Annotated in this window: 19 protein-coding genes, 17 tRNA genes and 1 pseudogene; 33 read left to right on the plus strand and 4 right to left on the minus strand. The window is 33.2% G+C overall.

Annotated features, from left to right (window positions below; all coding sequences use genetic code 11):
• Positions 1-7: 7 nt before the first annotated feature.
• The 31 genes and pseudogenes from HRU50_RS07700 (at position 8) to HRU50_RS07850 (ending at position 16,337) form a co-directional block, all read left to right on the plus strand.
• Positions 8-1,414: an RtcB family protein gene (locus tag HRU50_RS07700; protein WP_296349885.1), complete on the plus strand. Its 1,407-nt coding sequence runs from the start codon at positions 8-10 to the stop codon at positions 1,412-1,414.
• Positions 1,392-2,137: pseudogene (locus HRU50_RS07705) on the plus strand (nucleotidyltransferase domain-containing protein). Before HRU50_RS07700 ends, HRU50_RS07705 begins: the two are co-directional and overlap by 23 nt.
• Positions 2,137-3,192, plus strand: coding sequence for a nucleotidyltransferase domain-containing protein (locus tag HRU50_RS07710; RefSeq protein WP_296349887.1), 1,056 nt, complete (start codon positions 2,137-2,139; stop codon positions 3,190-3,192). Before HRU50_RS07705 ends, HRU50_RS07710 begins: the two are co-directional and overlap by 1 nt.
• A gap of 2 nt (positions 3,193-3,194) precedes the next feature.
• Positions 3,195-3,614, plus strand: coding sequence for a hypothetical protein (locus HRU50_RS07715; protein WP_296349889.1), 420 nt, complete (start codon positions 3,195-3,197; stop codon positions 3,612-3,614).
• 711 nt (positions 3,615-4,325) lie between these two features.
• Positions 4,326-5,717 carry an RtcB family protein gene (locus HRU50_RS07720; RefSeq protein WP_296349892.1) on the plus strand — a complete coding sequence of 464 codons (1,392 nt, stop codon included), beginning with the start codon at positions 4,326-4,328 and terminating at the stop codon, positions 5,715-5,717.
• Between the two features lie 291 nt (positions 5,718-6,008).
• Positions 6,009-6,704, plus strand: a complete 696-nt coding sequence (gene prfH / locus HRU50_RS07725; RefSeq protein ID WP_296350164.1) for a peptide chain release factor H — start codon at positions 6,009-6,011, stop codon at positions 6,702-6,704.
• Positions 6,695-7,255, plus strand: a complete 561-nt coding sequence (locus HRU50_RS07730) for a hypothetical protein (protein ID WP_296349894.1) — start codon at positions 6,695-6,697, stop codon at positions 7,253-7,255. The genes prfH and HRU50_RS07730 overlap by 10 nt, the downstream gene beginning before the upstream one ends.
• A 40-nt stretch (positions 7,256-7,295) precedes the next feature.
• Positions 7,296-7,817 carry a 3'-5' exoribonuclease gene (locus HRU50_RS07735; protein WP_296349896.1) on the plus strand — a complete coding sequence of 174 codons (522 nt, stop codon included), beginning with the start codon at positions 7,296-7,298 and terminating at the stop codon, positions 7,815-7,817.
• Between the two features lie 87 nt (positions 7,818-7,904).
• Positions 7,905-8,027, plus strand: a complete 123-nt coding sequence (locus HRU50_RS07740; RefSeq protein ID WP_296349898.1) for a hypothetical protein — start codon at positions 7,905-7,907, stop codon at positions 8,025-8,027.
• 620 nt (positions 8,028-8,647) lie between these two features.
• Positions 8,648-8,721: transfer RNA gene (locus tag HRU50_RS07745), tRNA-Lys, on the plus strand.
• Positions 8,722-8,854: 133 nt separating this feature from the next.
• Positions 8,855-8,928, plus strand: a tRNA-Pro gene (locus HRU50_RS07750).
• Positions 8,929-9,039: 111 nt separating this feature from the next.
• Positions 9,040-9,113, plus strand: a tRNA-Ala gene (locus tag HRU50_RS07755).
• 5 nt (positions 9,114-9,118) lie between these two features.
• Positions 9,119-9,190, plus strand: a tRNA-Asn gene (locus HRU50_RS07760).
• A 7-nt stretch (positions 9,191-9,197) separates the two neighbouring features.
• A tRNA-Cys gene (locus tag HRU50_RS07765) sits at positions 9,198-9,271 on the plus strand.
• Positions 9,272-9,279: 8 nt separating this feature from the next.
• Positions 9,280-9,362: transfer RNA gene (locus HRU50_RS07770), tRNA-Tyr, on the plus strand.
• Positions 9,363-9,368: 6 nt separating this feature from the next.
• A tRNA-Arg gene (locus tag HRU50_RS07775) sits at positions 9,369-9,440 on the plus strand.
• A gap of 84 nt (positions 9,441-9,524) precedes the next feature.
• Positions 9,525-9,596, plus strand: a tRNA-Glu gene (locus tag HRU50_RS07780).
• A gap of 5 nt (positions 9,597-9,601) precedes the next feature.
• Positions 9,602-9,673: transfer RNA gene (locus tag HRU50_RS07785), tRNA-Val, on the plus strand.
• Between the two features lie 5 nt (positions 9,674-9,678).
• Positions 9,679-9,751: transfer RNA gene (locus HRU50_RS07790), tRNA-Met, on the plus strand.
• A 5-nt stretch (positions 9,752-9,756) separates the two neighbouring features.
• Positions 9,757-9,842, plus strand: a tRNA-Leu gene (locus tag HRU50_RS07795).
• Between the two features lie 6 nt (positions 9,843-9,848).
• Positions 9,849-9,922: transfer RNA gene (locus HRU50_RS07800), tRNA-Leu, on the plus strand.
• Between the two features lie 5 nt (positions 9,923-9,927).
• Positions 9,928-9,999 (plus strand) — tRNA-Arg (locus HRU50_RS07805).
• A 6-nt stretch (positions 10,000-10,005) separates the two neighbouring features.
• A tRNA-Gln gene (locus HRU50_RS07810) sits at positions 10,006-10,078 on the plus strand.
• Positions 10,079-10,266: 188 nt separating this feature from the next.
• Positions 10,267-10,339: transfer RNA gene (locus HRU50_RS07815), tRNA-Phe, on the plus strand.
• 34 nt (positions 10,340-10,373) lie between these two features.
• Positions 10,374-10,859, plus strand: coding sequence for a ribonuclease H-like YkuK family protein (locus tag HRU50_RS07820; RefSeq protein WP_296349900.1), 486 nt, complete (start codon positions 10,374-10,376; stop codon positions 10,857-10,859).
• Positions 10,860-11,106: 247 nt separating this feature from the next.
• Positions 11,107-11,220 (plus strand) — tRNA-Met (locus HRU50_RS07825).
• Positions 11,221-11,229: 9 nt separating this feature from the next.
• Positions 11,230-11,346 (plus strand) — tRNA-OTHER (locus HRU50_RS07830).
• 299 nt (positions 11,347-11,645) lie between these two features.
• Positions 11,646-13,478, plus strand: coding sequence for a hypothetical protein (locus HRU50_RS07835; RefSeq protein ID WP_296349902.1), 1,833 nt, complete (start codon positions 11,646-11,648; stop codon positions 13,476-13,478).
• Between the two features lie 130 nt (positions 13,479-13,608).
• On the plus strand, positions 13,609-14,199 hold the full coding sequence (locus tag HRU50_RS07840; protein ID WP_296349904.1) for a HupE/UreJ family protein: 591 nt from the start codon (positions 13,609-13,611) through the stop codon (positions 14,197-14,199).
• 93 nt (positions 14,200-14,292) lie between these two features.
• On the plus strand, positions 14,293-14,724 hold the full coding sequence (locus HRU50_RS07845) for a dCMP deaminase family protein (protein WP_296349907.1): 432 nt from the start codon (positions 14,293-14,295) through the stop codon (positions 14,722-14,724).
• A gap of 2 nt (positions 14,725-14,726) precedes the next feature.
• Positions 14,727-16,337 carry a S41 family peptidase gene (locus HRU50_RS07850; protein ID WP_296349908.1) on the plus strand — a complete coding sequence of 537 codons (1,611 nt, stop codon included), beginning with the start codon at positions 14,727-14,729 and terminating at the stop codon, positions 16,335-16,337.
• Positions 16,338-16,343: 6 nt separating this feature from the next.
• On the opposite strand, the gene HRU50_RS07855 is transcribed toward HRU50_RS07850, so the two are convergent.
• Both HRU50_RS07855 and HRU50_RS07860 read right to left on the minus strand, forming a co-directional pair.
• Entirely contained in the window at positions 16,344-16,547 is a 204-nt protein-coding gene (locus tag HRU50_RS07855) for a hypothetical protein (protein WP_296349909.1), read from the minus strand.
• A gap of 4 nt (positions 16,548-16,551) precedes the next feature.
• Positions 16,552-17,139 carry a MarC family protein gene (locus HRU50_RS07860; protein ID WP_296349911.1) on the minus strand — a complete coding sequence of 196 codons (588 nt, stop codon included), beginning with the start codon at positions 17,137-17,139 and terminating at the stop codon, positions 16,552-16,554.
• A gap of 92 nt (positions 17,140-17,231) precedes the next feature.
• Here HRU50_RS07860 and HRU50_RS07865 point away from each other — a divergent pair, with 92 nt between their 5' ends.
• Positions 17,232-17,804, plus strand: coding sequence for a DUF3109 family protein (locus HRU50_RS07865; protein ID WP_296349913.1), 573 nt, complete (start codon positions 17,232-17,234; stop codon positions 17,802-17,804).
• A gap of 1 nt (position 17,805) precedes the next feature.
• Here the strand turns inward: HRU50_RS07865 and HRU50_RS07870 are convergent, their stop codons facing one another.
• Both HRU50_RS07870 and HRU50_RS07875 read right to left on the minus strand, forming a co-directional pair.
• Positions 17,806-19,743, minus strand: coding sequence for a tetratricopeptide repeat protein (locus HRU50_RS07870; RefSeq protein ID WP_296349914.1), 1,938 nt, complete (start codon positions 19,741-19,743; stop codon positions 17,806-17,808).
• A 27-nt stretch (positions 19,744-19,770) separates the two neighbouring features.
• Positions 19,771-20,505, minus strand: coding sequence for a LytTR family DNA-binding domain-containing protein (locus HRU50_RS07875; protein WP_296349916.1), 735 nt, complete (start codon positions 20,503-20,505; stop codon positions 19,771-19,773).
• 697 nt (positions 20,506-21,202) lie between these two features.
• On the opposite strand from HRU50_RS07875, the gene HRU50_RS07880 reads away from it, so the two are divergent.
• The gene (locus HRU50_RS07880) at positions 21,203-22,183 is read left to right on the plus strand and encodes a ribonucleotide-diphosphate reductase subunit beta (RefSeq protein WP_296349918.1); all 981 of its coding nucleotides are present in this window, start codon (positions 21,203-21,205) and stop codon (positions 22,181-22,183) included.
• The last annotated feature ends 157 nt before the right edge of the window (positions 22,184-22,340 follow it).

Genomic DNA, 22,340 nt, shown 5'->3' on the forward strand with positions numbered 1-22,340 from the left:
TTTAAAAATGGAAAACAGAAAACACATTACAGGTCACGATTTAATCGCTTTAGGATATAGACAAGGCAAATGGATGAAAGATGCATTAGATTTTATTAATGCAAATGGATTAGAAGGCGAAGATTTATCCAAGTATCTAGAGCAATTTAAACAACCAGATCCAATAGAATTACATCAAAAGTCTGTTCCATTTTCAATTAATATTAAAGCAGAAAATGAGTTAGAAGAAGTTAATGTGAATTCGGTTGTAGATACAATGAATGCTTTAATGAAAACACCAACTTTGGTTAATGGTGCTATTATGCCAGACGCTTGTCCTACTGGTCCAACAGGTACAATTCCTGTAGGTGGAGTTGCAGTTGCAAAAAATGCTATTCATCCAGGTATGCATAGTGCAGATATTTGTTGTTCGGTAATGCTAACGGATTTTGGGAAAACAGATCCAAAAGCCGTTTTAGATGCAGCACATTCTATAACTCATTTTGGTCCAAGTGGAAGAGATAGAAATACACAGTTTAGATTTCCGATGGATTTGTTAGCAGAGATAGAAAACAATGTGTTTTTAAATGATCAAAAATGTATTTCTGCTGCCAGATCACATTTAGGAACTCAAGGTGACGGAAACCACTTTTTGTTTATTGGAACATCAAAGAAAACAGGTAATACTATGATGGTAACACATCATGGAAGTAGAGGTTTTGGAGCGAATTTATACTCAAAAGGAATGAAAGTTGCCGAAAAGTTTAGAAGAGAGTTATCACCAGACACCTTAAAACAAAATGCTTGGATTCCTTTTGAAACAGAAGAAGGACAACAATACTGGGAAGCATTGCAGATCATAAGAAAGTGGACAAAGAAAAACCATGAAGTATTGCATGATGCGACTTTAGAAAAGTTAGGAATTGATAAAGAAAACAGATTTTGGAATGAGCATAACTTCGTCTTTAAAGATGGCGATTTGTTTTACCATGCTAAAGGTGCTACACCATTAGACGCTAAGTTTATGCCAGATATTACAGGACCAAGATTGATTCCTTTAAATATGTCTGAACCAGTTTTAATTGTTGAAGGCGAAACAACAAACTCTAATTTAGGTTTTGCACCACATGGAGCGGGTAGAAATGTGAGTAGAACGCAACATAGAAAAAGTAAAACTGGAAAGTTTCAAGAGATATTTAATGAAGAAACTCAAGGTTTAGACGTTAGGTTTTTCTCTGAAGAGATTGATATTACAGAATTACCAAGTGCTTATAAAAATGCAGAAACTGTAAGGAATCAAATGGAAGAATTTGGTTTAGGAAAAGTAATAGATGAGGTGATGCCTTATGGATGCATCATGGCAGGTGATTGGAAGAAAAATGCACCTTGGAAAAAAAGAAGAAATAGAAATAATGAGAAAAGAAATACTAAATAAGTTAAAACAAATAGAGCAAGATAAGAGTATAGAAATCTTATTCGCTGTAGAATCAGGGAGTAGAGCTTGGGGCTTTGCTTCCCCAGATTCAGATTATGATATACGATTTGTTTACAAGCATTCTAAGGATTGGTATTTAAATCTTTGGGAGCAAACCGATACTATACAATTCATAACTGAAGATGATTTGGATGGTTCAGGTTGGGATATACGTAAAGCGTTGCGACTTTTGGCAAAGTCAAACGCATCTTTCACAGGATGGTTATTTTCGCCAATAGTATATCGGGCAGATAGTGATTTCTTAAATGAGATAAAAAAGTTGCAAATGCAAACTTTAACCCTGTTTCTGGATTTTATCATTTTCATAGTATGAATAAAAATTTTGAGGAAACATTAGGCTCAGAAAAAATGACATTGAAGAGTTTCTTTTATGCTATCCGAACTGCGCTTTGTGCTAATTGGATATATAAAAATGAAACTATTCCACCTGTATTATTCAGGGAAATGTATTCGTTAATTGATGATAGCTATCATTCAAAATTAGATACACTTATCACCCTAAAAAGTGAACGTGTTGAAAAAAGCAATGAGCCTGTAGAAGCAGATTTAATACATTTAGTAAAACATATAGTTAATGAAAATAACAGCTTTAAAGATAAATTAGCTAATAGAAAACCTAATCCAGCTAATTTTAATGAGCTGTTTTTAAAAACATTAAAATAATGACACTAGAAGCATTAAAAGCATCAGGGCATATTATTTTTGAATGTATAAGTGGAAGTAGAGCTTATGGACTGGACACACCTACATCAGATACAGATATAAGAGGTGTGTTCATTCTTCCTAAAGCACAGTTTTATGGGTTGGATTATATTGGTCAAATTAATAATGAGTCTAATGATATTGTTTATTACGAACTACGAAAGTTTATAGAGCTTTGTTCAAAAAATAATCCCAATATCTTAGAATTATTGAATGTACCTGATGAGTGTATACTTTACAAGCACCCGATATTTGATGACATAAAATTAGATGATTTTTTGTCTAAACAATGTGAAAAGTCATTCGCTAATTACGCTTATGCTCAAATCAAAAAAGCAAGAGGTTTAGAAAAGAAAATTGTAAACCCAGTTGAAAAGGAACGCAAGTCAGTTTTAGATTTTTGTTTGGTGTATGAAAGCGGAAAAACAATGCCTTTGCGGACTTTCTTGGATATTAAAAAGATAAAACAAGAAAATTGCGGGATAGCTAATATTTCAAATCTTAAAGATTGTAATAATCTATATCATAGGTTAGAGATTCCTTACAAAGGCATTATAAAGAATGATAGAGCCAATGGTGTAGCTTTAAGTTCTATACCGAAGGGAGAAGAAGCTATAGGAATGCTATTTTTTAACAAGGATGGTTATTCAACATACTGTAAAAAGTATAAAGAATATTGGGATTGGGTAAGCAAACGTAATGAAGAACGTTATAAAACAACCGTGTCTCATGGTAAAAATTACGATTCCAAAAACATGATGCATACGTTTAGGTTATTGCACATGGCAAAGGAGATAGCTTCCGAAAGTACAATTAATGTAAGGCGTTCGGATAGGGAGTTCTTATTAGATGTAAAGCATGGTAAGTTTGAATATGACGAATTGGTGAGTTGGGCAGAACAGCGAAAATTAGAGTTAGAAGCGTTATATGCTGCTTCTAATTTGCCGGAAAAGCCTGATTTAAGAAAAGTTAATAGTGTTTTACTTAAGATTAGAAGCAACTTTTACAATAGTTAAAAATGAAGAACCTAGAACAGTATACAAGATACCCTAAAGGAAAATCAGAAAAGAAATTATCAGGACGTTTAGGGTTGTATTGGGATGAATCTATACAAGATTGGGAATTAATAGTGTCTGATTCAAAGAGAATATCAGAGTTTCTAAAAGTTTATCAAACAGAGTTGAAAGACGATGATGACAAATTTACTTTAATGGGCTTGATAGTCTCTTCATTTGACGATGGAATTAATAAAGCTGATGCTGAAATGTTAGAGCTTTGGGAAATTTGCAAAACCATTCTGAAAAAAGAATGCTTTTTACACTTTTCAATTATTGAGTATTGGAGCTTTCTAGAAGAAAAAGATATTGAAAATGTCTTTTCAATTACATTATATATAAGAGAAGTTTGGAATGATGTAAGACTGAATTTTGAATGTTAGTTCTTCAATTTCAAATAAAATTCACATATTTGCACAAAGCAATAAGAAACAAAACAAAAGTTTTAACCTATGATTTATTTATTAACTAAACATAAAACGGACGCTGAAAAGCTGTTTTCAAATGGTATGAAATAGGTGAAAAACTTTGAAAAGAGATACATTCAAGAAAGCGTCCAAGAAATTGGGCGCTTTTTTTGTTATAAATTTTTCGGATTGAATGATATGTAGCACAAAACCTAAATATCAACCTATCAGCATCTTATACATTCTGCACACTGCGGACAAGAATTCTACTGTCTAAAAATAGGTGTAATAATCTGATAATCAAATAAATAAATTAAAATTTTATTTGGAAGTTTTAAAATTTCCATTTTATATTTGCAATGCAATAAACAAGAATTGAATTGTCACCTTGAGCGCAGTCGAAAGGTCTTTTCACAAACTATTAAAACGAAGTAAAATGTTCAAGTATCAAATACAAACAAGTGTACCAAAAGAGCTAGGACTCTTTGTACACTTACTTCGGAACTTTGTTAATCAATAGAAAGCAAAAACAATCTATTCAAGATATGAAGAATCCGAAGCGCAACTAGAGTTTCGGAGTTTTTATGCTTTAATCTTCTCGATTGGCTTTCAATTTCTGAGACACAATTCAAAATATAGCATTACACAATTTTCAGTGTAAAGTCTAACAATTAATGTCTCAAAATCATGGGAAATAAATTAAAAGGGAAAGACCTGATAAAACTCGGCTTCCCAAAAAACAATAGTATCAATATAGCTTTAGGGCAAATTAATAGATACAGAAAAAGAGAAAAGAAAGAACGTATTCTAGAAGAAGCAAAAGAAGTGTTGCAACATCCAGAAAAGTTCAAAGGAAATGCCATATGGGGAAAAGTTGCCGAAGGTTTAACCAAACCTGTGGAAGTAAAGTTTCATAAGTTAAAAAACACCAGAGCACCTTTTACCATTTATGGAGAAAACGAGATTGACGAGCAAGCCAAGTACCAATTGTACGATGCTTTAAAACTGCCAATTGCAGTACAAGGAGCCTTAATGCCAGATGCGCATTCAGGTTACGGATTGCCAATAGGTGGAGTTTTAGCAACTGACAATGCAGTAATACCTTATGGAGTTGGAGTTGATATTGGGTGCAGAATGTGTTTAACCATTTACCCAATTAAAGCGTCTTATTTAAAAGGAAAGCAACATCAGTTAGAGAATATCTTAAGGGAGCATACCAAATTCGGAATGTATGAGACGCACGACAAAAAACACGACCATGAGATTTTTGAGCGTTCAGAATTTAAGGATATTCCGTTGTTAAAGCGATTAAAAGTAAAAGCCTTTAAGCAATTAGGCACATCAGGAAGCGGAAATCATTTTGTGGAATTTGGTGTAGTATCTATAACAGATGAAAATAATCAGTGGCAACTCAAAGCAGGCGATTACATAGGTGTGTTGTCGCACAGTGGTTCAAGAGGTTTGGGAGCAAATATAGCGAAGCATTACACGTATTTAGCAAGCAAACAATGTCCATTACCAAAAAATGTTCAGCATTTGGCGTGGTTAGATTTAAATACGCACGACGGACAAGAATATTGGTTGGCTATGAACCTTGCTGGTGATTACGCAAAGGCTTGTCACGACGATATTCATTACCGAATAGGAAAACTACTGGGTTCTAAAGCGATTGTAAAGATTGAAAATCATCACAATTTTGCTTGGAAAGAAACTGTAAACGGAAACGAATGTATTGTGCATCGTAAAGGAGCAACACCAGCAAATAAAGGTGAGTTAGGGATTATTCCAGGTTCTATGACAGCGCCAGGATTTATCATTCAAGGTTTAGGAAACGCAGAAAGTCTTAACTCAGCTTCACACGGAGCAGGTCGTGTGCATTCGCGAAGAAAGTGTAAAGAAAAGTTCACCAAAAGCGATATAAAACATCAATTAAAAATGCACGATGTCACACTCATTGGAGGTGGAGTTGACGAAGCACCAATGGCATACAAAAACATTAAAAAAGTAATGAATAATCAGCAAGAATTGGTAGAAGTCTTAGGCACATTTACGCCAAAAATTGTGAGAATGGATAAGTAGTAATATACGTTTTGTCATGCTTAACTTGGTTCAGTATCTCATAAATAGCATTTGGGCGTTACCTTAAAAGGTCAGGCTTTACGCTATATCTTTTTATTGTCATTCCTGCGTAGGCAGGAATCTCACAAAAAGGATGTCGCCTCAAATGCGAAGCATTCACGAGTTCCTTATTAATGAAATAAAGAGATACGAGTAATCCTTAACGCAAGACTATTCATAAGTTAAATTAAAATGAAAACAAAAAATATAAACCAAGCTCAATCCGAATTCCTTCCCTTTGGGAAGGCTAGGATGGGCTTCAGAACAATACAAATCACCTCAGGAAGAGGTCCAATAGAGTGTTGTTGGGTTGTTGCGCAAGTTTTAAAATTTATTATTGAAGAGTTGAAAGAAAGAAAAATTTCATATCAAATTCTTCAAAGGGAAAAAGGGTTAGAAAACGGAACGTTACAATCCGCAACCATTCGATTACAAGGAAACGAATTAGATACTTTTTTAAACAGTTGGTTAGGAACAATTCAGTGGATAGGAAAATCTACTTTCAGAACCTTTCATAAGCGTAAAAACTGGTTTATTGGTGTGTTTGAGATTAACGCTTCAGAAGAATTATCTCTAAACGAAAAAGAGATAAAGTTTCAGGCAACCAGAAGTTCTGGTCCCGGCGGACAACACGTCAACAAAGTGAGTTCGGCAATACGAGCTACACATATAAAAACAGGATTGCAAGTGTTGGTAATGGATAGCAGGTCTCAACACCAAAACAAGAAAATAGCAATACAACGATTGCAAGAAAAAGTATTAGAATTCAATACTGAACAATTAAAAACAGCAGTTCAAAACCAATGGGAAAACCATCTCAATTTACAGAGAGGCAATCCAATAAAAGTGTTTAAAGGTTCTGATTTTAAAGTTCAGAAATTGAATAAGAGTTATAAGTCTAAACGACAACAATTAAAAAACGAATTAAACAAACAACAATGGGATTAACAATAGCAGACAGCTACTATTTAAAAGCTAAAGGAGCAATTTTTGGATGGTTTAGCGATTGGAATGAAGCGTGTGAATCATTAAACTATGCACTCTCATATGACGAAAATCATTGTCCTTCGTTATACTTGCTTGGCAAAATTTGTGCTGAATATATATATGATTACGATAAAGCATTTGAGTGTTTTGATAAAGTAATTGCGTTAGATCAAGACTATGTAGAGGTTTATACTTTATACATTAAATATCTTATATGGGCAGACGAAAATGAGCGCGCTGAGAAATTAATTGATTTTGCGTTTACAATTAAAGGTGTTGATACTGCAAAACTTAATTGGCTATCCTCGTACATAAATGAAAAACGAGGCGATTACAAAAAGAGCCTAAAACATCTAAAAACAGCTAAAAAATCAATTTATAATGATCATTATTATGACTTTATGATTGATGAAGAAAAACGAATAAAAAAGAAGATTGATTTAGATAAACCTAAGAAAAAGAAGAAGTCTTCTAAAAAGGACAAAGCGAAAAACAAAAAGAAAAGTAAATAATCGTTATTCCTGTGGAAACAGGAATCTAAAAAATTATAAAATGAGTTATATAATGGTAGATATAGAATCCGATGGGCCAATTCCAGGAGATTTTTCAATGGTTTCATTCGGAGCTTTTGTCGTAGATGAGAAATTAGATAGAACCTTTTACGGAAAGCTTAAGCCAATTTCAGATAATTGGAATCCAGAAGCTTTACTGGTATCAGGGCATTCTAGAGAAGACACAATACATTTTTCTGATCCCAAAGAGGTGATGTTAGACTTTAAGAATTGGATACATCAAAATTCAAAAGGAAGACCAATTTTTATAAGTGATAATAATGGTTTCGATTGGATGTTTATATTTTGGTACTTTCATCATTTTATTGGTGAAAACCCATTCGGACATTCTTCAAGACGATTATCAGACCTTTTTTGCGGAATGCAAAAAGACACTTTTGCAAAATGGAAACATTTAAGAAAAACAGCACATACACATAATCCTATAGATGATGCAATGGGTAACGCTGAAGTGTTATTACTTATGAAAAATGAGATGAATTTAAAAATCAGTTTAAAATAGTTTTACTACGTAAAATCAATGCGTATGAATATTTAATATTTGTATAACAAAATTAAAATCAGATATTTGCAACACATTTAATACAAAATGAATACAAAACAGATACATAAACAACCGATGTCGCGCTTTAATGAATGTGGCGATTATAGATGGGCAGTCATTTTACTGAGTACCATTAGAGGACGTTTTGTATCTATTTTTAGAAGTTGAATATGATTTAATTACTATTAAAACTATAATATGAAGCGTCCAACCTAAAAGTTGGGCGTTTTTTTTTGAATAAAACCAAATTTTGAAGCGCTTTTAAGTGAATTAACAATTGAAAGTAAAGAGTCATCTGAAATAATTTGGATGTAAAGCATAATTTTTTTGAAAATAATTTGAAAAGATAAAACCATAACATAAAGGACTAAAAAACAGTGAAGCAATTGGGAGACAGACTATTGTAAACATGTGGTAAATCTGTAGAAATACGGACAGGAATGCTATTGCTTAAAAACAACATAACTACTTGAAAATCAGTAAAATAAAATAAAATTTTTCTTGTGTAATTAAAAAATGTGTTTCATATTTGCACCGAAGAAATTTTAATGCTGAATTTATTTCAGTAACAAAAAAACAAATGACAAAATTTTTACAACATACAATTCAATTTAATCTCTATTCGCGTTTACCGAAATATATGGTCGCGATAAGTAATGATGAGAGATTTATAAAATACACTAGGAAGGTTATGGGTACATAAGTTTATGCATTCATATAAATATAAAGAGAGCGCCTTCCGTAAAACGAGGCGCTTTTTTTATGATGTGTATTAAAATGATAAAAATTGACTCGTGGCTCAGTAGGTTAGAGCAAGGCCCTTTTAAGGTCGAGGTCGTGGGTTCGATTCCCACCGGGTCAACAAAACTAAGAGGATAACGATGGATAGTTTACTGGCTTTGGAAGTCAGAGGTTGCAGGTTCGAAATGCCATGCATTCATGAGCTCTTATTTATGACAATAAGAATGAAGCGAACTAATCCTGTTAGTGAAAATCTGGGAATATAACAATTGGCTAGTTTACTGGCTTTGGAAGTCAGAGGTTGTAGGTTCGAGTCCTGCTTCCCAGACTAAATTAATAATTGGAGAGTAGACAAATATTGGTTTGTTGTGCTTACCTGCTAAGTAAGTCTGCTTAATGGCAGTAAGAGTTCGATTCTCTTACTCTCCGCAATAATTATGGGGATGTAGTTTAACAAGCTAAAACAGTGGTTTTGCATACCACAGAACAGAGTGCAAGTCTCTGCATGCTCCACAAATGATAGTGTAGCTCAATGGAAGAGCGTGGATCTGTTAAGTCCTTGGTTGTAGGTTCGAATCCTATCGCTATCTCTAGCAAGACAAGGTGACTGAATGGTTAAAGGCGGCAGATTGCAAACCTGTTTTTTATGAGTTCAAATCTCATCCTTGTCTCAAAATTTGGAAGTATTGAGCAATTGGTTGGCTCGCTAGACTGTAAATCTGGTCCCGAAAGGGCTTGTAGGTTCGAGTCCTACTACTTCCACAATAAGCATTTATGGTGTAATGGATAGCACTAAAGATTTCTAATCTTTCAGTCTAGGTTCGAATCCTGGTAGATGTACAATTTGGTTCATTGGGGTAATGGCTATCCTTCCCGACTGTCTCTCGGGAGAAACGAGTTCGATTCTCGTATGAACCGCAATAAGCTCTATTAGCATAGTGGTTAGTGCAGACGGCTTTCTACCGGACGACAAGGGTTCGATTCCCTTATAGAGTGCAAATTGAGGCATAGCTCAGTGGAAGAGCATCACGCTTACATCGTGAGAGTCATAGGTTCGATCCCTATTGCCTCAACATAATGAGATATAGCTTAACAGGTAGAGCACCGCTCTCATAAGGCGGTTTGTTTAGGTTCGAGTCCTAATATCTCAACTCATACCCGTATGATGAAATTGGTAAACAGATCAGACTTAAAATCTGAGGTGCAGATATGCGCTTGTAGGTTCGAATCCTACTACGGGTACAATAAACAGAGATGATGTAACGGGAAAACATGCCTGACTTAGAATCAGGTTTCTGTGGGTTCGAATCCCACTCTCTGTACAATTAGGTTTATAGTGTAATGGATAGCATGCAAGGTTTCGACCCTTGTGGTATAGGTTCGAGTCCTATTAAACCTGCAATATTAACCCATGATGTAAATGGTGAGCATACAGGAATTTGACTCCTGAGGTATAGGTTCAAGTCCTATTGGGTTATCAGACTCTGACAAAGCTTAATTGGTAAAGTGCAAATCTGATACGTTTGCGGATAAAGAGCCTGTACTGAGTGCAGTCGAAGTATTCAAGTCCTTTTGTCAGAACCAAATATGGTGTCTATAGTGTAATGGCTCGCATGGAAGATTGTGACTCTTCAGGATCAAGTTCGAATCTTGATAGATACCCAAAGGAATAGTGGTGTAGAAGGTCTGCACGTTGGTTTGAAGCGCCAAAGGTACTCGTTCGATTCGAGTCTGTTCCACTAATTAATTGTTTAACTAAAAAATGAAGTAATCATGAAGCTAACACAGCAAAAATGGAGAAACATGAGTGGTAAAGTGTTTGAAGGTTCTATCATCAAACTTGTAAAGGATGCCATAGTAAGAGAACAAAAGGCTGGACATCGCTTAAAAATTTGTGTTGGTTCAGATTCTCAAGCCTATCAAGATCACATTGCATACGCAACAGTGGTAGTTGTATTGCGTGAAGGAAAAGGTGGTTTTATGTTCATTAGAAACCTTAAAGGTAATACTAAGATCGGGATTAAGGAACGAATGCTTAAAGAAGTGACAATGTCTGTTGAGGTAGCATATGCATTATGCAATATGTTAGAAACTTTTGATGTAGAGTTAGAGGTGCATGCTGATATTAATACTGATCCTAAATTTCAATCTAATGTGGCTTTAAAAGATGCTATGGGATATATCCTAGGAATGGGATTTGTGTTTAAAGCAAAACCACATGCATTCGCAAGTTCATCTTGTGCAGATAAAATGGTGTGAACATTCTTCACTTAAGAATAGAGTCCTATGCTTTAATAATGGTTTATGCTGGGTTCTAGTTAGGCTAGAACCTAGCAGAAACTAAAAGTGAGTAAAAGAAATAATCACTACGCAAATACATTGCGTAATACTATAAAACATTTGCATAGTAATTAAAAAAGTCTTTGGAATCAGACTTTTAAGGTAGCGCTCTGCCAGACATAGAAGCTGGCAGAGCTTAATATAAAAACGTTCTTTAACATAAAATGGTCCAGTAGCTCAGAGGATAGAGCGCCTATTTACTTTTCGCTAATTGGCATAAAAAAGTTCCTCTATTCGGCTCATAACCGGGAGGTCGCGGGTTCGAATCCCGCCTGGACCACTAAATACGGATTCAGTAGCTCAGTAAGTTAGAGCACCAGGATTTTTACCTTTCGCCATATAACAGCACTTAAGGTTCCTATAAAATTGGCTCTGGAGGTCGTGGGTGCAAATCCTACCTGAATCCCAAAATATTACTGACACAGAAAGTTCCTATAAAACATTCATTTACAGAACGTACTTTCCGTCAGTATTAGACAACAGACGTTCCTATAAAGCTGGTTCAAGTCCGGCGCCCGAAAGGGTCTTTTGGTTTGTAATTACGTCTCGTCTAAAAAGACAAAAAGAGTTCCTATTAGTGCCGTTAGGCGCAGACTTTGAATCTGATATTACTCTTCGTTTTTATAAAATAATAGGTAAAAGGTGTTCCTATTTCATTAATTGATTATTAAAACTATACACCTCACTTGTTTAAATTTTAATATTATGAATACATTAAAATTGTTTAACGCTGTTACGGCAAAACCATCAAATAATAAACCATACATCTCAGATGAAGGCTATATTATTGCACCAAATGCACTTTGGGCAAAAGATAAAATTATTGCTTTTTTAAAAGCAGAAAAACTAAATGGAAACGATCTTAATAAGACGTTCCATAAGTCATGGAGTAAAATCAAAAACAGTTCTAGGTACCAATTGTATGTAGATCAAATTGAGCATTACGTATCTACTTATGGAAGTAATTTTCAAGAAGACATCTACATTCCTGATGAAACTCTAAATATTCCAGATTTGAAGCTTAATTACAAAGTGATTAATGCTTATTCAAAAGAGGTAATGACACAGAAATGCATGGCATTATTACAATCTGGTATAGCTTTAAAAGAAGATACTATAGATACTTTATTAACGGTATTATTGGATGAATTGGGTTATACATTTTCAGGAAAAGAAAAGATTAAAAACAAAGAAGCTACCGTAAAATTAGCTGAGTTTTATAATGTTTATCCTGATAATCCCGTTGAATTTTTTAGATATGTCATCTATAGAGCAACAGGTTCAACTTTGTTAATTAAAAATGATGCACTGATTGAGTTGATTAAAAACAGTAATTATAACCCAGCACAAGCTTTTAATAGTTTTGGGTTAGAAAAATTAGCTGAAATCTTTAATCGTTACAAGCCTTTGTTTTTAGCTTTTAAAAATAGAGCGCCTAAAACCATTAATAAGATTAGTAAGTTGTCTAAAACCTATCATAAGCCTCTAGTATCAAATCCCTTAAACGATGTAACAAATACATTATTAACGGATAAAGATGTACATTGGTTAGATAACGCAACACCATTTGCTTTATTTAAGGCTTTATCTGCATGTTATACAAGAGCTCAGGGACAAGACGCTTTTTTATATCGCATTAGAAATGGAAAATCTTGGGCTACATCAGAAGGTGTTTCGTCTGTTGGTAGATCAAATATTTTGGCTAATCTTTTAAAGAGAAACAAAGCGGTTAAGTCTAAGAAAACAGTAATAGAGAATCCTTTGTATAAGAAAAACTATAATTTCTTATTAAGTTATTTGAAACAGCGTTTTGATTTGTCTGGTAAACGATTGTTTTTTCCTGAGGATATAACTTATGCTTTACCAACGTCAGAAAAAATGTATGTTGGTAATATTCCAACAGGTACACGTTTTTATGGTAAAAAGTTAGCTGTTGGAGTGTATTGGGAAGATGCTTGGGGAGCTAGAGATTTGGATTTATCTGGTTTAAATATTGCTGGAAAAATTGGTTGGAATGCCACTTATAATCAGCAAAAAGGAAGCTTGATGTACTCTGGTGATATCACGTCTGCACCAAACGGAGCTGTAGAATATCTGTATGCTAACAAAGGTTTAAATGTACCTACCTTAGTTCAGAACAATGTGTATTCTGGTACGAGTGATTGCGGTTATAAAATTGTAATTGGTAAAGGAAGCTCTGTTTCAAAAGATTATATGATGAATCCAAACAAAGTATTCGCAGATATTAAATGTGAGTCTGTGCAGAAGCAGACCATTTTAGGGATGTTAATTCCTAAAAATAACGAGCAATGTTTTGTTTTACTAAATTTTGGAGCAGGACATTCTAGAGTTTCTAGTAACTCAGAAGTCTCAACAATCGCAACTAGAGCCTTGTACCAACAATGGAATAATGCTTTAGCTTTTGATGATTTAGTAAGAAGTCTTGGCGCTGAGATTACTGATTATAAAGATGAAGCGGACTTTGATTTTTCGTTAGAGAATCTAGAGAAAGATAGTTTCATAAAGCTATTTAATTAATACTAACCTGCAAGCATTTTATGTGTTTGCAGGTTTTTTGATTTAAGAAATGACAAATTATTATGATTTTATCCTGAGTTTTTTATGAATTTTTAATCGTAACTTTGACTCGTTCCAAATAAGAAAAAGTATGTTAGAAAATTTCTGGTTTAATGTTAAGTATGGTATCAATCATGTTCTAGATCCTAATGGCTATGATCATGTTTTGTTTTTAATGGTTTTGGCTGTGCCTTATATTTTTAAAGATTGGAAACGTGTTTTAATATTGGTTTCAATGTTTACGTTAGGTCACACACTTTCATTAGTTTTAGCCGCTTATGGTGTTGTGACAATTAACGGAAAATTAGTAGAGTTTTTAATACCAGTTACTATACTAATTGCTGCTGTTTACAACATATTTACAGCTGGAAAAAAAGAGCGAAATGGATTAGGAATTCTATTTGCAACGACCTTGTTTTTTGGGCTTGTTCATGGATTTGGTTTTGCAAGAGAATTTAAAATGTTTGCAGGACTTGCCGAAAACAAATTAGAACTTCTCATAGAGTTTGCCCTAGGTATTGAAATAGCGCAAGTTATTATTGTATTTGTGGTGTTGTTTTTAGGTTTCTTAATGCAGACAGTGTTCAGATTTTCGCGTCGAGATTGGGTGATGGTGTTATCTTCAATAGTTGTTGGTCTAGTTATTCCAATGATACTAGAAAGTGACTTGTTAAAGCAATAGCAAAAAGTTTGGTAAAATTTTAACTAAGGCTGCAATGCCAATGCAATTCAATCAGATTATCTTCGTTAAATACTCATAGTCTAACAATTATAAATGTCTAAAGAAAAACAGTTACGGTACGATAAAGCTTACTTAAGAATTGCCCAAGAATGGGGAAAACTATCGCATTGCAAACGTAAGCAAGTAGGAGCAATAATTGTGAAAGATCGCATGATTATTTCAGATGGTTATAATGGTACGCCAACAGGTTTTGAAAATTGCTGTGAAGATGATGAAGGTTATACCAAATGGTATGTGTTGCATGCCGAGGCAAACGCCATTTTAAAGGTAGCATCTTCTACACAATCTTGTAAAGGAGCAACCTTATATGTCACTTTGTCACCTTGTACAGAATGTAGTAAATTGATTCATCAATCTGGTATTGTAAGAGTTGTTTATGTTACAGCGTATAAAGATGATTCTGGTTTACGATTTTTAGAAAAGGCAGGTGTAGAAATAGAACAAATAGAAGATCTCGATGCCTAAATATGGCTAAAACAAAAAATAAATATTTACCACTCATTATAGGTACAGCGATTGCTGCCGGTGTTATGATTGGTGGAAAATTAAGTTTTAGAGATACTTCAGATAACCTCTTCACTACAAATAGTAAAAAAGACAAACTCAATAGACTCATTGATTATATCGACTATGAATATGTTGAAGATGTCAATACAGACAGCATAGTTGATGTTACAGTAAATGGAATTCTTAATAATCTAGATCCGCATTCTACCTATATTCCAAAAGAAGACTTAGAACGTGTCACTGAAAACATGAAAGGGGATTTCGTGGGTATAGGTGTTAATTTTTACACGTACAAAGACACTTTGGTTGTGGTTAAGCCAACCGAAGGAGGACCAAGTGAAAAAGCGGGCATAATGAGTGGTGATCGCATATTATTAGCGGATGGAGATACCATTTATGGACCAAACATTTCTACTGATTATATTTCTACTAAACTTAAAGGTGATAAAAACACATGGGTTAAGCTTACAGTATTTAGAAAAGGAGAAGATGAATTGTTAGAGTTTGATATAAAGCGCAAAAGTATTCCCATTAAAAGTGTGGAGTCTTCATATATGTTAACTGATGAATTGGGTTTCATAAAAATGAATCGTTTTGCTGAGTCTAGTTATATAGAATTTAAAAATGCTTTAGATGATTTAAAAGCTCAGGGAGCTAAAAAGTTGGCTCTAGACTTAAGAGATAATCCTGGTGGATTTTTAGGTATTGCAGAGCAAATTGTAGATGAGTTTTTGGAAAAAGATAAGCTAATACTTTTTACAAGAGATAAGAAAGGACAAGAAGAACGTACTTATGCAACACGAAGAGGTGATTTTGAAGACGGCGAGGTTTATATTCTACTCAATGAGAATTCTGCATCGGCGAGCGAAGTTATTGCCGGAGCTTTACAAGATAATGATAAAGGAGTTATTGTTGGGCGTCGTTCTTATGGAAAAGGACTAGTACAAAGAGAAATGGCATTAGGTGATGGTAGTGCTGTAAGATTAACTGTGTCTAGATATTACACACCAACCGGAAGATCTATTCAAAGACCGTATACCAATGGTGACAACAGTTCTTATTTTAATGACTATTATAAACGTCGCAGAACAGGAGAATTGTCAGATGAAGAAAATATTGAGGTCGACGATTCTTTAAAGTTTGTGACACCTAAAGGAAAAATAGTTTATGGTGGTGGTGGTATTATTCCGGATATATTTGTGCCATTAGATAGATCATTTGATAATGAGATACTCAATTATTTACGAAGAAGAGGTCACTTTGGGTATTTTGTTTTTGAAGAACTCGATAAAAACAGAGAAATTTATAAGCATGTTAGTAAGTATGATTTTATAAACAACTTTGAAGTTAGTGATGATATCTTTGTAAGATTTCAGTCTTTTGTGAATCAACGAGAAAGAACAAATATATCTTTCGTTGCATACCATAATGAGATAAAGCAACTTATAAAAGCAACCTTGGCAAGGCAATTATTTGATGACAATGCGTTTTTTGAGATCCTAAATAAGGACGATATTATGGTGCAAGAGATTATCTTTTTAAGCACTGAGCAGCCAACCTTTAAACAATAGAGTTGCCTATTGGCGTTTCTTACTCAGTGTTTCAATCTTTTTAGAAAGTCTTAAAATTTGCAACAATAAAATAGCGCACAATCCTGCAACAATTGTAATTACAGCAGTCAAACTTTCACCCTCAAAAAGTGCTTCCATATTTAACTTTGTGGCGTTAAAAATAATGAGTGCAGCGGCTATTATACTTAGTATCCAAATAAATATTTTCATAACATCAGTTTAAAAAGAGTGCTTTAATATTACTCGCGAATAACTTTACAGCGATTGCTAGCAAAATTACACCAAAAACTTTTCTTATAATGTTAATTCCGTTCGGGCCGATAATGCGTTCAATCTTTGAGGATGTTTTTAAGACAATGTAAATAAAAACAACATTTAGAATTACTGCTACAATTATGTTTTCCGTATGCTCAAATTCTGCACGTAATGATAGTAAAGTAGTCAAACTACCTGGACCGGCAATTAAGGGAAATGCTAAAGGAAATACAGAAGCTGTTATAGCGTTACTTTCTTCTTGTTTGTATAGCGTAATTCCTAAAATCATTTCTAATGCTATAAAAAATAAAATAAAAGCACCTGCAACCGCAAATGAATTGACATCAATTCCGATTAGATTCAGCAAACTTTTACCAACAAATAAGAAAACAATCATAATAACCCCAGCAATAATAGATGCTTTCTCACTTTGAATATGTCCTACCTTTTTACGTAAATCAATTATGATAGGAATATTACCAATAATGTCAATTACGGCAAATAGTACCATAAAAGCTGTTATGATTTCTTTAATATTAAATTGCATTTTGAAATCCATTTAAAAATTCGCCGCAAAGGTCTGATATAATTGCGAATATTCAATATTAATTTACAGTAAACTTTATTTATTTTTGTCTCATGTTTCAGTTAGGAAAGACGATAGTTTCAGAGGATATTATTGAAAAGGACTTTGTATGTAATTTATCTGCGTGCAAAGGTGCTTGCTGTGTTGATGGTGATGCAGGTGCGCCTTTAGATGAAGAAGAGGTTAAAATTTTGGATGATATTTATCCTAAAGTAAAACCATTCTTAAGAAAAGAAGGCATTGAAGTGATTGAAGCGCAAGGCACTTCTGTAAAAACAGTATTTGGTGATTTAGAGACACCATTGGTTAACGGTGCTGAATGTGCATATGTGATTTTTGATGAAAAAAATACTGCACTTTGTGCTATTGAAGAAGCTTATAATCAGGGTGAAATTGATTGGAAAAAGCCTGTTTCATGTCATCTATACCCAATAAGAGTAAAAGATTATTCAGAATTTTCAGGTGTCAGTTATGATCGATGGGAAATCTGTGATGATGCCTGCGCTTTGGGGAAAGAACTTCAAGTTCCAATTTACAAATTTGTAAAGGAAGCGCTTATCCGTAAGTTTGGCAAAGACTGGTATGCAGAGCTAGAAAAGGTTGCAGAACAAAACTTCAATAAATAGTCTAAATAGGAATACTTAAGGTCACTTTTGTTCCCGTTGGTGAATTACTTTCATACAGATCGTCAATTTTTAAGATATACGAATTAGCAAATGCTTTAGAGAAATTTGCTAACCTAGCCTTTGTAATATCAATACCTACAGATTTTCGATTTAGTTTTTTATTTCTATTAATTATTTTAGATGCAATTCTGCCAATGCCATTATCAATAATTTCTACATTGATGTAGTCTTCTGAGTTTTTTGATACGTTGAGGTTGATTTTTTTATCATTTGGTTTAGAGGATAAACCATGCCATAAGGCATTTTCTAAGAATGGCTGAAGTATTAAAGATGGCACTTTTGTAGTGCCAATATTAATGCCTTTCTCTACACGTATATTAAAATCAATTTCATTGTCAAAACGAATATTTTCAATATTCATGTAAAGTTTCATCGTTTCTAGTTCATCTTCTAATGTTGTTTCTTTTTCTTTCGAAGCAATTAAGATTTTCCTGATTAATTTAGAGAACTTATTGAGATAATAAACCGCATGTTCCTTTTCATTATTTATAATATATAACTTAATTGAGTTTAGCGAGTTAAAAATAAAATGCGGATTCATTTGACTTCTTAACATCGCTTGTTCTAAAGTTAAAATTTTCTTTTCTTGATTTAGAGTTCTGTTTCTATTAAATATTAATAAGCTCACACCAACGACAAGAAGTATTAACAAGGAAAACCAAAAGAGTTTTTTGTTTAGTGCAAGTCTATTTAGTAAGGCTTCATTGAGCTCTTTTTCTGCTTTTATTTGTTCTGATTTATATTGATTTTCGAATTCAACTACAATGTCATTGACATATTGAAGATTATTCTCTGTTAAGATGGTATTTTCAATATCTACACATGCTTTGTAGTGATCTAAGGCTGCTTCAAAATTCCCTTTTTCTTGATAAATCTGAGAAAGGAGTTTGTTTGAAGAAGCGATAGAGCCTTTGAGCTTATAATCAGAAGATATCTCAAGTGCTTTTTTTAAATTTAATTCTGCACTCTTATTTCGGTTTAAACCCATTTCTAATTTACCGAGATTTACATAAGAAGTTGCAAGATGAAACTTATCATTTAGTTTAATTGCTTTAGTCAAAGCATCTTTAACAATTGGCTCAGCCAATTCATATCGCTTTTGTTTTAAATATACTGACCCTATACTATTATAACATATCATTCGTCCAATATCAGAATCCATAGTGTTGTTATACTCAAGAGATTTATCATAGTTTTCTAGTGCCGCTTCATATTCACCTTTACCCTCATAAGCATAACCAATATTGTTGTAATTTATAGCTAAGCCCAAAATATTCTCAATACTCTTTTCTATTTCTAGTGACTTTTTAAAATGTTCTAATGCAACATCATATTGTTTTAAAGCCATGTAGATATTACCTATACTATTTTGTGAAACAGCAATGGAAACAGAAATATTAGATTTTGAGTCTTTAGGTAAGGTTTCCTTAAGTCTATAGGCGATTGATAATGCTTGACTATGGCAGTCTAATGCAGGTTTTATGATGTTCATACGTCGGTAGGCTACACCTAACATATTCAAGCAAATAACTTTTTGTTCTGCATTTTCAGCTTCTTCAGCATATGTAATAGCTTCCTTATGTAGTTTAATCGCTTGGTCATAATTAGAAATATTACGATTGATAACACCTAAGGTATTTAAAGCATAACTTGTTAATAAAGGATAATCGTTTTCTTTAGATAATTCAGCAGCATGCTTAAATTTTAGACTATCGCGTTTAAAATATTTAAGTAGAGAATCGATACCAATATAATTATCGCGTTTATCCTCAATAATCATGTTTAAAGCTGTGTCAAAATCAATCCTTTTTTTCTGGGCGCTTAAGATATTATTGGTGAATAAAAAAACCAATACAAGGATTAAGAATGACCTACACATTATTTTTTGTTTAAACATATTTTACTGTTAGAGTTTTTCGAGAAAGTCAGATTTTCTTTGACGAGCCACAGGAATTTTATGATTGCTATCCATAACTACATAACCTTCATTTTTAATAAATTCTTTAATCTTATTGAGGTTTATAATGAAAGAATTATGAATCCTAAAGAAGTAATGGTCAGGTAAAATAGTATTAACCTCTTTCAATTTTTTAGTTAATACAATTTTCCTCTGATCTTGAAGGTGTAATGTACTATAATTACCGTCAGATTCTACATATATAATATCATCAACATCAAGAAATAGTAATTTGCCATCAGTATTTACAGTGATTCGTTTTTTGTCAAATTTGGTATTAAAGTCTGCAAGTATGCGTTCAAACTTGTCTGCATTAATAAATCGTTCATTGTGCTTTTTTACTTTTTCTATGGTGTGTTTTAAATCATCAGAATCTATAGGTTTTAACAAGTAGTCTATAGCTTCGTGTTTTAAGGCTTTTATGGCATACTCATCGTATGCAGTGGTGATTACAATTGCGAAATCTGTGTAGTCCAATTGTTCTAAAAACTGGAAACCTCCGATTGTAGGCATCTGAACATCAAGGAATAAGCAATCAGGTGTGTTATTTTTAAGATACTTTAAAGCTTTACTGGGTTCGGTAAAACTTTCAGATACTTCAATTTCATTGCTAAAATTACTTAATTCCCATACAAGGCTTTGTATTGATTTAGGTTCATCGTCTAAAATTACGGCTTTTAACATGCTAGATTCAGTTGTATTTAAGGTAAATATAGAGATTAAGTTTGATAAAAAGTAAAATTAAAGATATAATTATAAACTGTAACTTGTTTAAAATCAGTAATGTATAGCCCTAATTCCAATTATACATTTTTTACTGCCATTTATACATCAAAAGCGTTAAGAAGAAGAGATATTAAGCATCTTTAAACTAATAAAAGCGAACCTAAGAATTCTAGGGTGAAAATAAGGGTTTACTCATTAGGTTAGTACATACAAATTTTATAAAGCTAAGATTACGGTTAGATCTAGTTTTAGAGTATGATTAAAATATAGAAAAACGGTTTCCTAATAATGGTTTTTCGTCGCTTTTGTTAGTTATTAGAATAAAAGAGTGTCTGAAGAGGCGCTCTTTTTTTATGTATTACTGTCATTACAGACGTTGTTTAGTTTATTAATAAAAACGGCTATTGAGCGGTCATTTAATATGACAAAACCTACACAGAATTCTTTCTAAAATAACTTTGTAAGGCGTTGATAAGCAGACTTTAGCGTGGGTTGTCTCTAAGAATTATGATTGTTTCGTTTTATCCGTATTTGTTAAAAACTTGTTGACAATGTTTGTAAAATAATCTTTCATTTTTTGAGACATTTTTAAATCTTTGTCAGTCCCGGAACATATTAAAAATGTGTTTTTAAGTAACTATAAAAAAGAAAGAAGATGTCTCAAGCAGTTGAACCAATTTTAGCAGAAAATAAAGATCGATTTGTAATATTTCCAATTCAGCATCATGATATATGGGAATGGTATAAGAAATCTGAAGCTAGTTTTTGGACTGCAGAAGAGATTGATTTGCATCAAGACTTAACGGATTGGACACAAAAGTTAACTGATGACGAGCGTTACTTTATAAAACATATTTTAGCCTTTTTTGCCGCAAGTGATGGAATCGTAAATGAAAATTTAGCTGAGAATTTTGTAAATGAAGTACAATATAGCGAGGCTAAGTTTTTCTACGGATTCCAGATTATGATGGAGAATATCCATAGTGAAACCTACTCATTACTTATTGACACTTATGTTAAGGATGAAGTTGAAAAGGATAAGTTGTTTAAGGCAATTGAAAACTTTCCAGCAATTAAGAGAAAAGCAGATTGGGCACTCAAGTGGATTGAGTCCCCAAGTTTTGCTGAACGTCTAATTGCCTTTGCAGCGGTTGAAGGTATCTTTTTCTCTGGTGCTTTTTGTTCTATCTTTTGGTTAAAGAAAAGAGGATTAATGCCAGGATTAACGTTTTCAAATGAGCTTATTTCTAGAGATGAAGGAGTGCATTGTGATTTTGCTGTGCATTTACATAATCATCATTTAATTAATAAAGTTCCTAAAGAGCGCATTCGTGAGATTATTGTAGATGCACTTAATATTGAAAGAGAATTTGTGACAGAATCATTACCTGTGAGCCTTATAGGTATGAATTCTAAGCTAATGACTCAATATTTAGAGTTTGTAACAGACAGACTTCTTGGTGAGCTTGGTTGTGAAAAAGAGTATGGAGTATCGAATCCATTCGATTTCATGGATATGATATCACTTCAAGGAAAAACTAACTTCTTTGAAAAACGTGTATCAGAATACCAAAAGGCAGGTGTCCTTAATAAAGAGGAGGAAAAAGATAAATTTTCTTTTGACGCAGATTTCTAGTCATTAGAATATTTGAGCATTCAAATTAATGCTTAGTAAGTTCTACTAAGCATAGCATTAAAGACATATTCTGTTTCCGCTTATAGCAGAAATAGTCCATTAAAATTAATTAATCAAGATAAGTAAGTGTTGTATTTTCAGTACTTGCCATTAACTA

The sequence above is a fragment of the Winogradskyella sp. genome, assembly GCF_013213835.1.
Lineage (GTDB): Bacteria > Bacteroidota > Bacteroidia > Flavobacteriales > Flavobacteriaceae > Winogradskyella.

What these genes read in the sequence shown, in the direction of transcription:
- HRU50_RS07865 (WP_296349913.1), top strand. Translation starts at nt 17,232, where the DNA reads ATGTTTCAGTTAGGAAAGACGATAGTTTCAGAGGATATTATTGAAAAG.
- HRU50_RS07880 (WP_296349918.1), top strand. Translation starts at nt 21,203, where the DNA reads ATGTCTCAAGCAGTTGAACCAATTTTAGCAGAAAATAAAGATCGATTT.
- HRU50_RS07870 (WP_296349914.1), bottom strand. Translation starts at nt 19,743, where the DNA reads ATGTGTAGGTCATTCTTAATCCTTGTATTGGTTTTTTTATTCACCAAT.
- prfH (WP_296350164.1), top strand. Translation starts at nt 6,009, where the DNA reads ATGGGCTTCAGAACAATACAAATCACCTCAGGAAGAGGTCCAATAGAG.
- HRU50_RS07845 (WP_296349907.1), top strand. Translation starts at nt 14,293, where the DNA reads ATGTCTAAAGAAAAACAGTTACGGTACGATAAAGCTTACTTAAGAATT.
- HRU50_RS07840 (WP_296349904.1), top strand. Translation starts at nt 13,609, where the DNA reads ATGTTAGAAAATTTCTGGTTTAATGTTAAGTATGGTATCAATCATGTT.
- HRU50_RS07720 (WP_296349892.1), top strand. Translation starts at nt 4,326, where the DNA reads ATGGGAAATAAATTAAAAGGGAAAGACCTGATAAAACTCGGCTTCCCA.
- HRU50_RS07730 (WP_296349894.1), top strand. Translation starts at nt 6,695, where the DNA reads ATGGGATTAACAATAGCAGACAGCTACTATTTAAAAGCTAAAGGAGCA.
- HRU50_RS07850 (WP_296349908.1), top strand. Translation starts at nt 14,727, where the DNA reads ATGGCTAAAACAAAAAATAAATATTTACCACTCATTATAGGTACAGCG.
- HRU50_RS07820 (WP_296349900.1), top strand. Translation starts at nt 10,374, where the DNA reads ATGAAGCTAACACAGCAAAAATGGAGAAACATGAGTGGTAAAGTGTTT.
- HRU50_RS07710 (WP_296349887.1), top strand. Translation starts at nt 2,137, where the DNA reads ATGACACTAGAAGCATTAAAAGCATCAGGGCATATTATTTTTGAATGT.
- HRU50_RS07700 (WP_296349885.1), top strand. Translation starts at nt 8, where the DNA reads ATGGAAAACAGAAAACACATTACAGGTCACGATTTAATCGCTTTAGGA.
- HRU50_RS07855 (WP_296349909.1), bottom strand. Translation starts at nt 16,547, where the DNA reads ATGAAAATATTTATTTGGATACTAAGTATAATAGCCGCTGCACTCATT.
- HRU50_RS07860 (WP_296349911.1), bottom strand. Translation starts at nt 17,139, where the DNA reads ATGCAATTTAATATTAAAGAAATCATAACAGCTTTTATGGTACTATTT.
- HRU50_RS07740 (WP_296349898.1), top strand. Translation starts at nt 7,905, where the DNA reads ATGAATACAAAACAGATACATAAACAACCGATGTCGCGCTTTAATGAA.
- HRU50_RS07735 (WP_296349896.1), top strand. Translation starts at nt 7,296, where the DNA reads ATGAGTTATATAATGGTAGATATAGAATCCGATGGGCCAATTCCAGGA.
- HRU50_RS07835 (WP_296349902.1), top strand. Translation starts at nt 11,646, where the DNA reads ATGAATACATTAAAATTGTTTAACGCTGTTACGGCAAAACCATCAAAT.
- HRU50_RS07715 (WP_296349889.1), top strand. Translation starts at nt 3,195, where the DNA reads ATGAAGAACCTAGAACAGTATACAAGATACCCTAAAGGAAAATCAGAA.
- HRU50_RS07875 (WP_296349916.1), bottom strand. Translation starts at nt 20,505, where the DNA reads ATGTTAAAAGCCGTAATTTTAGACGATGAACCTAAATCAATACAAAGC.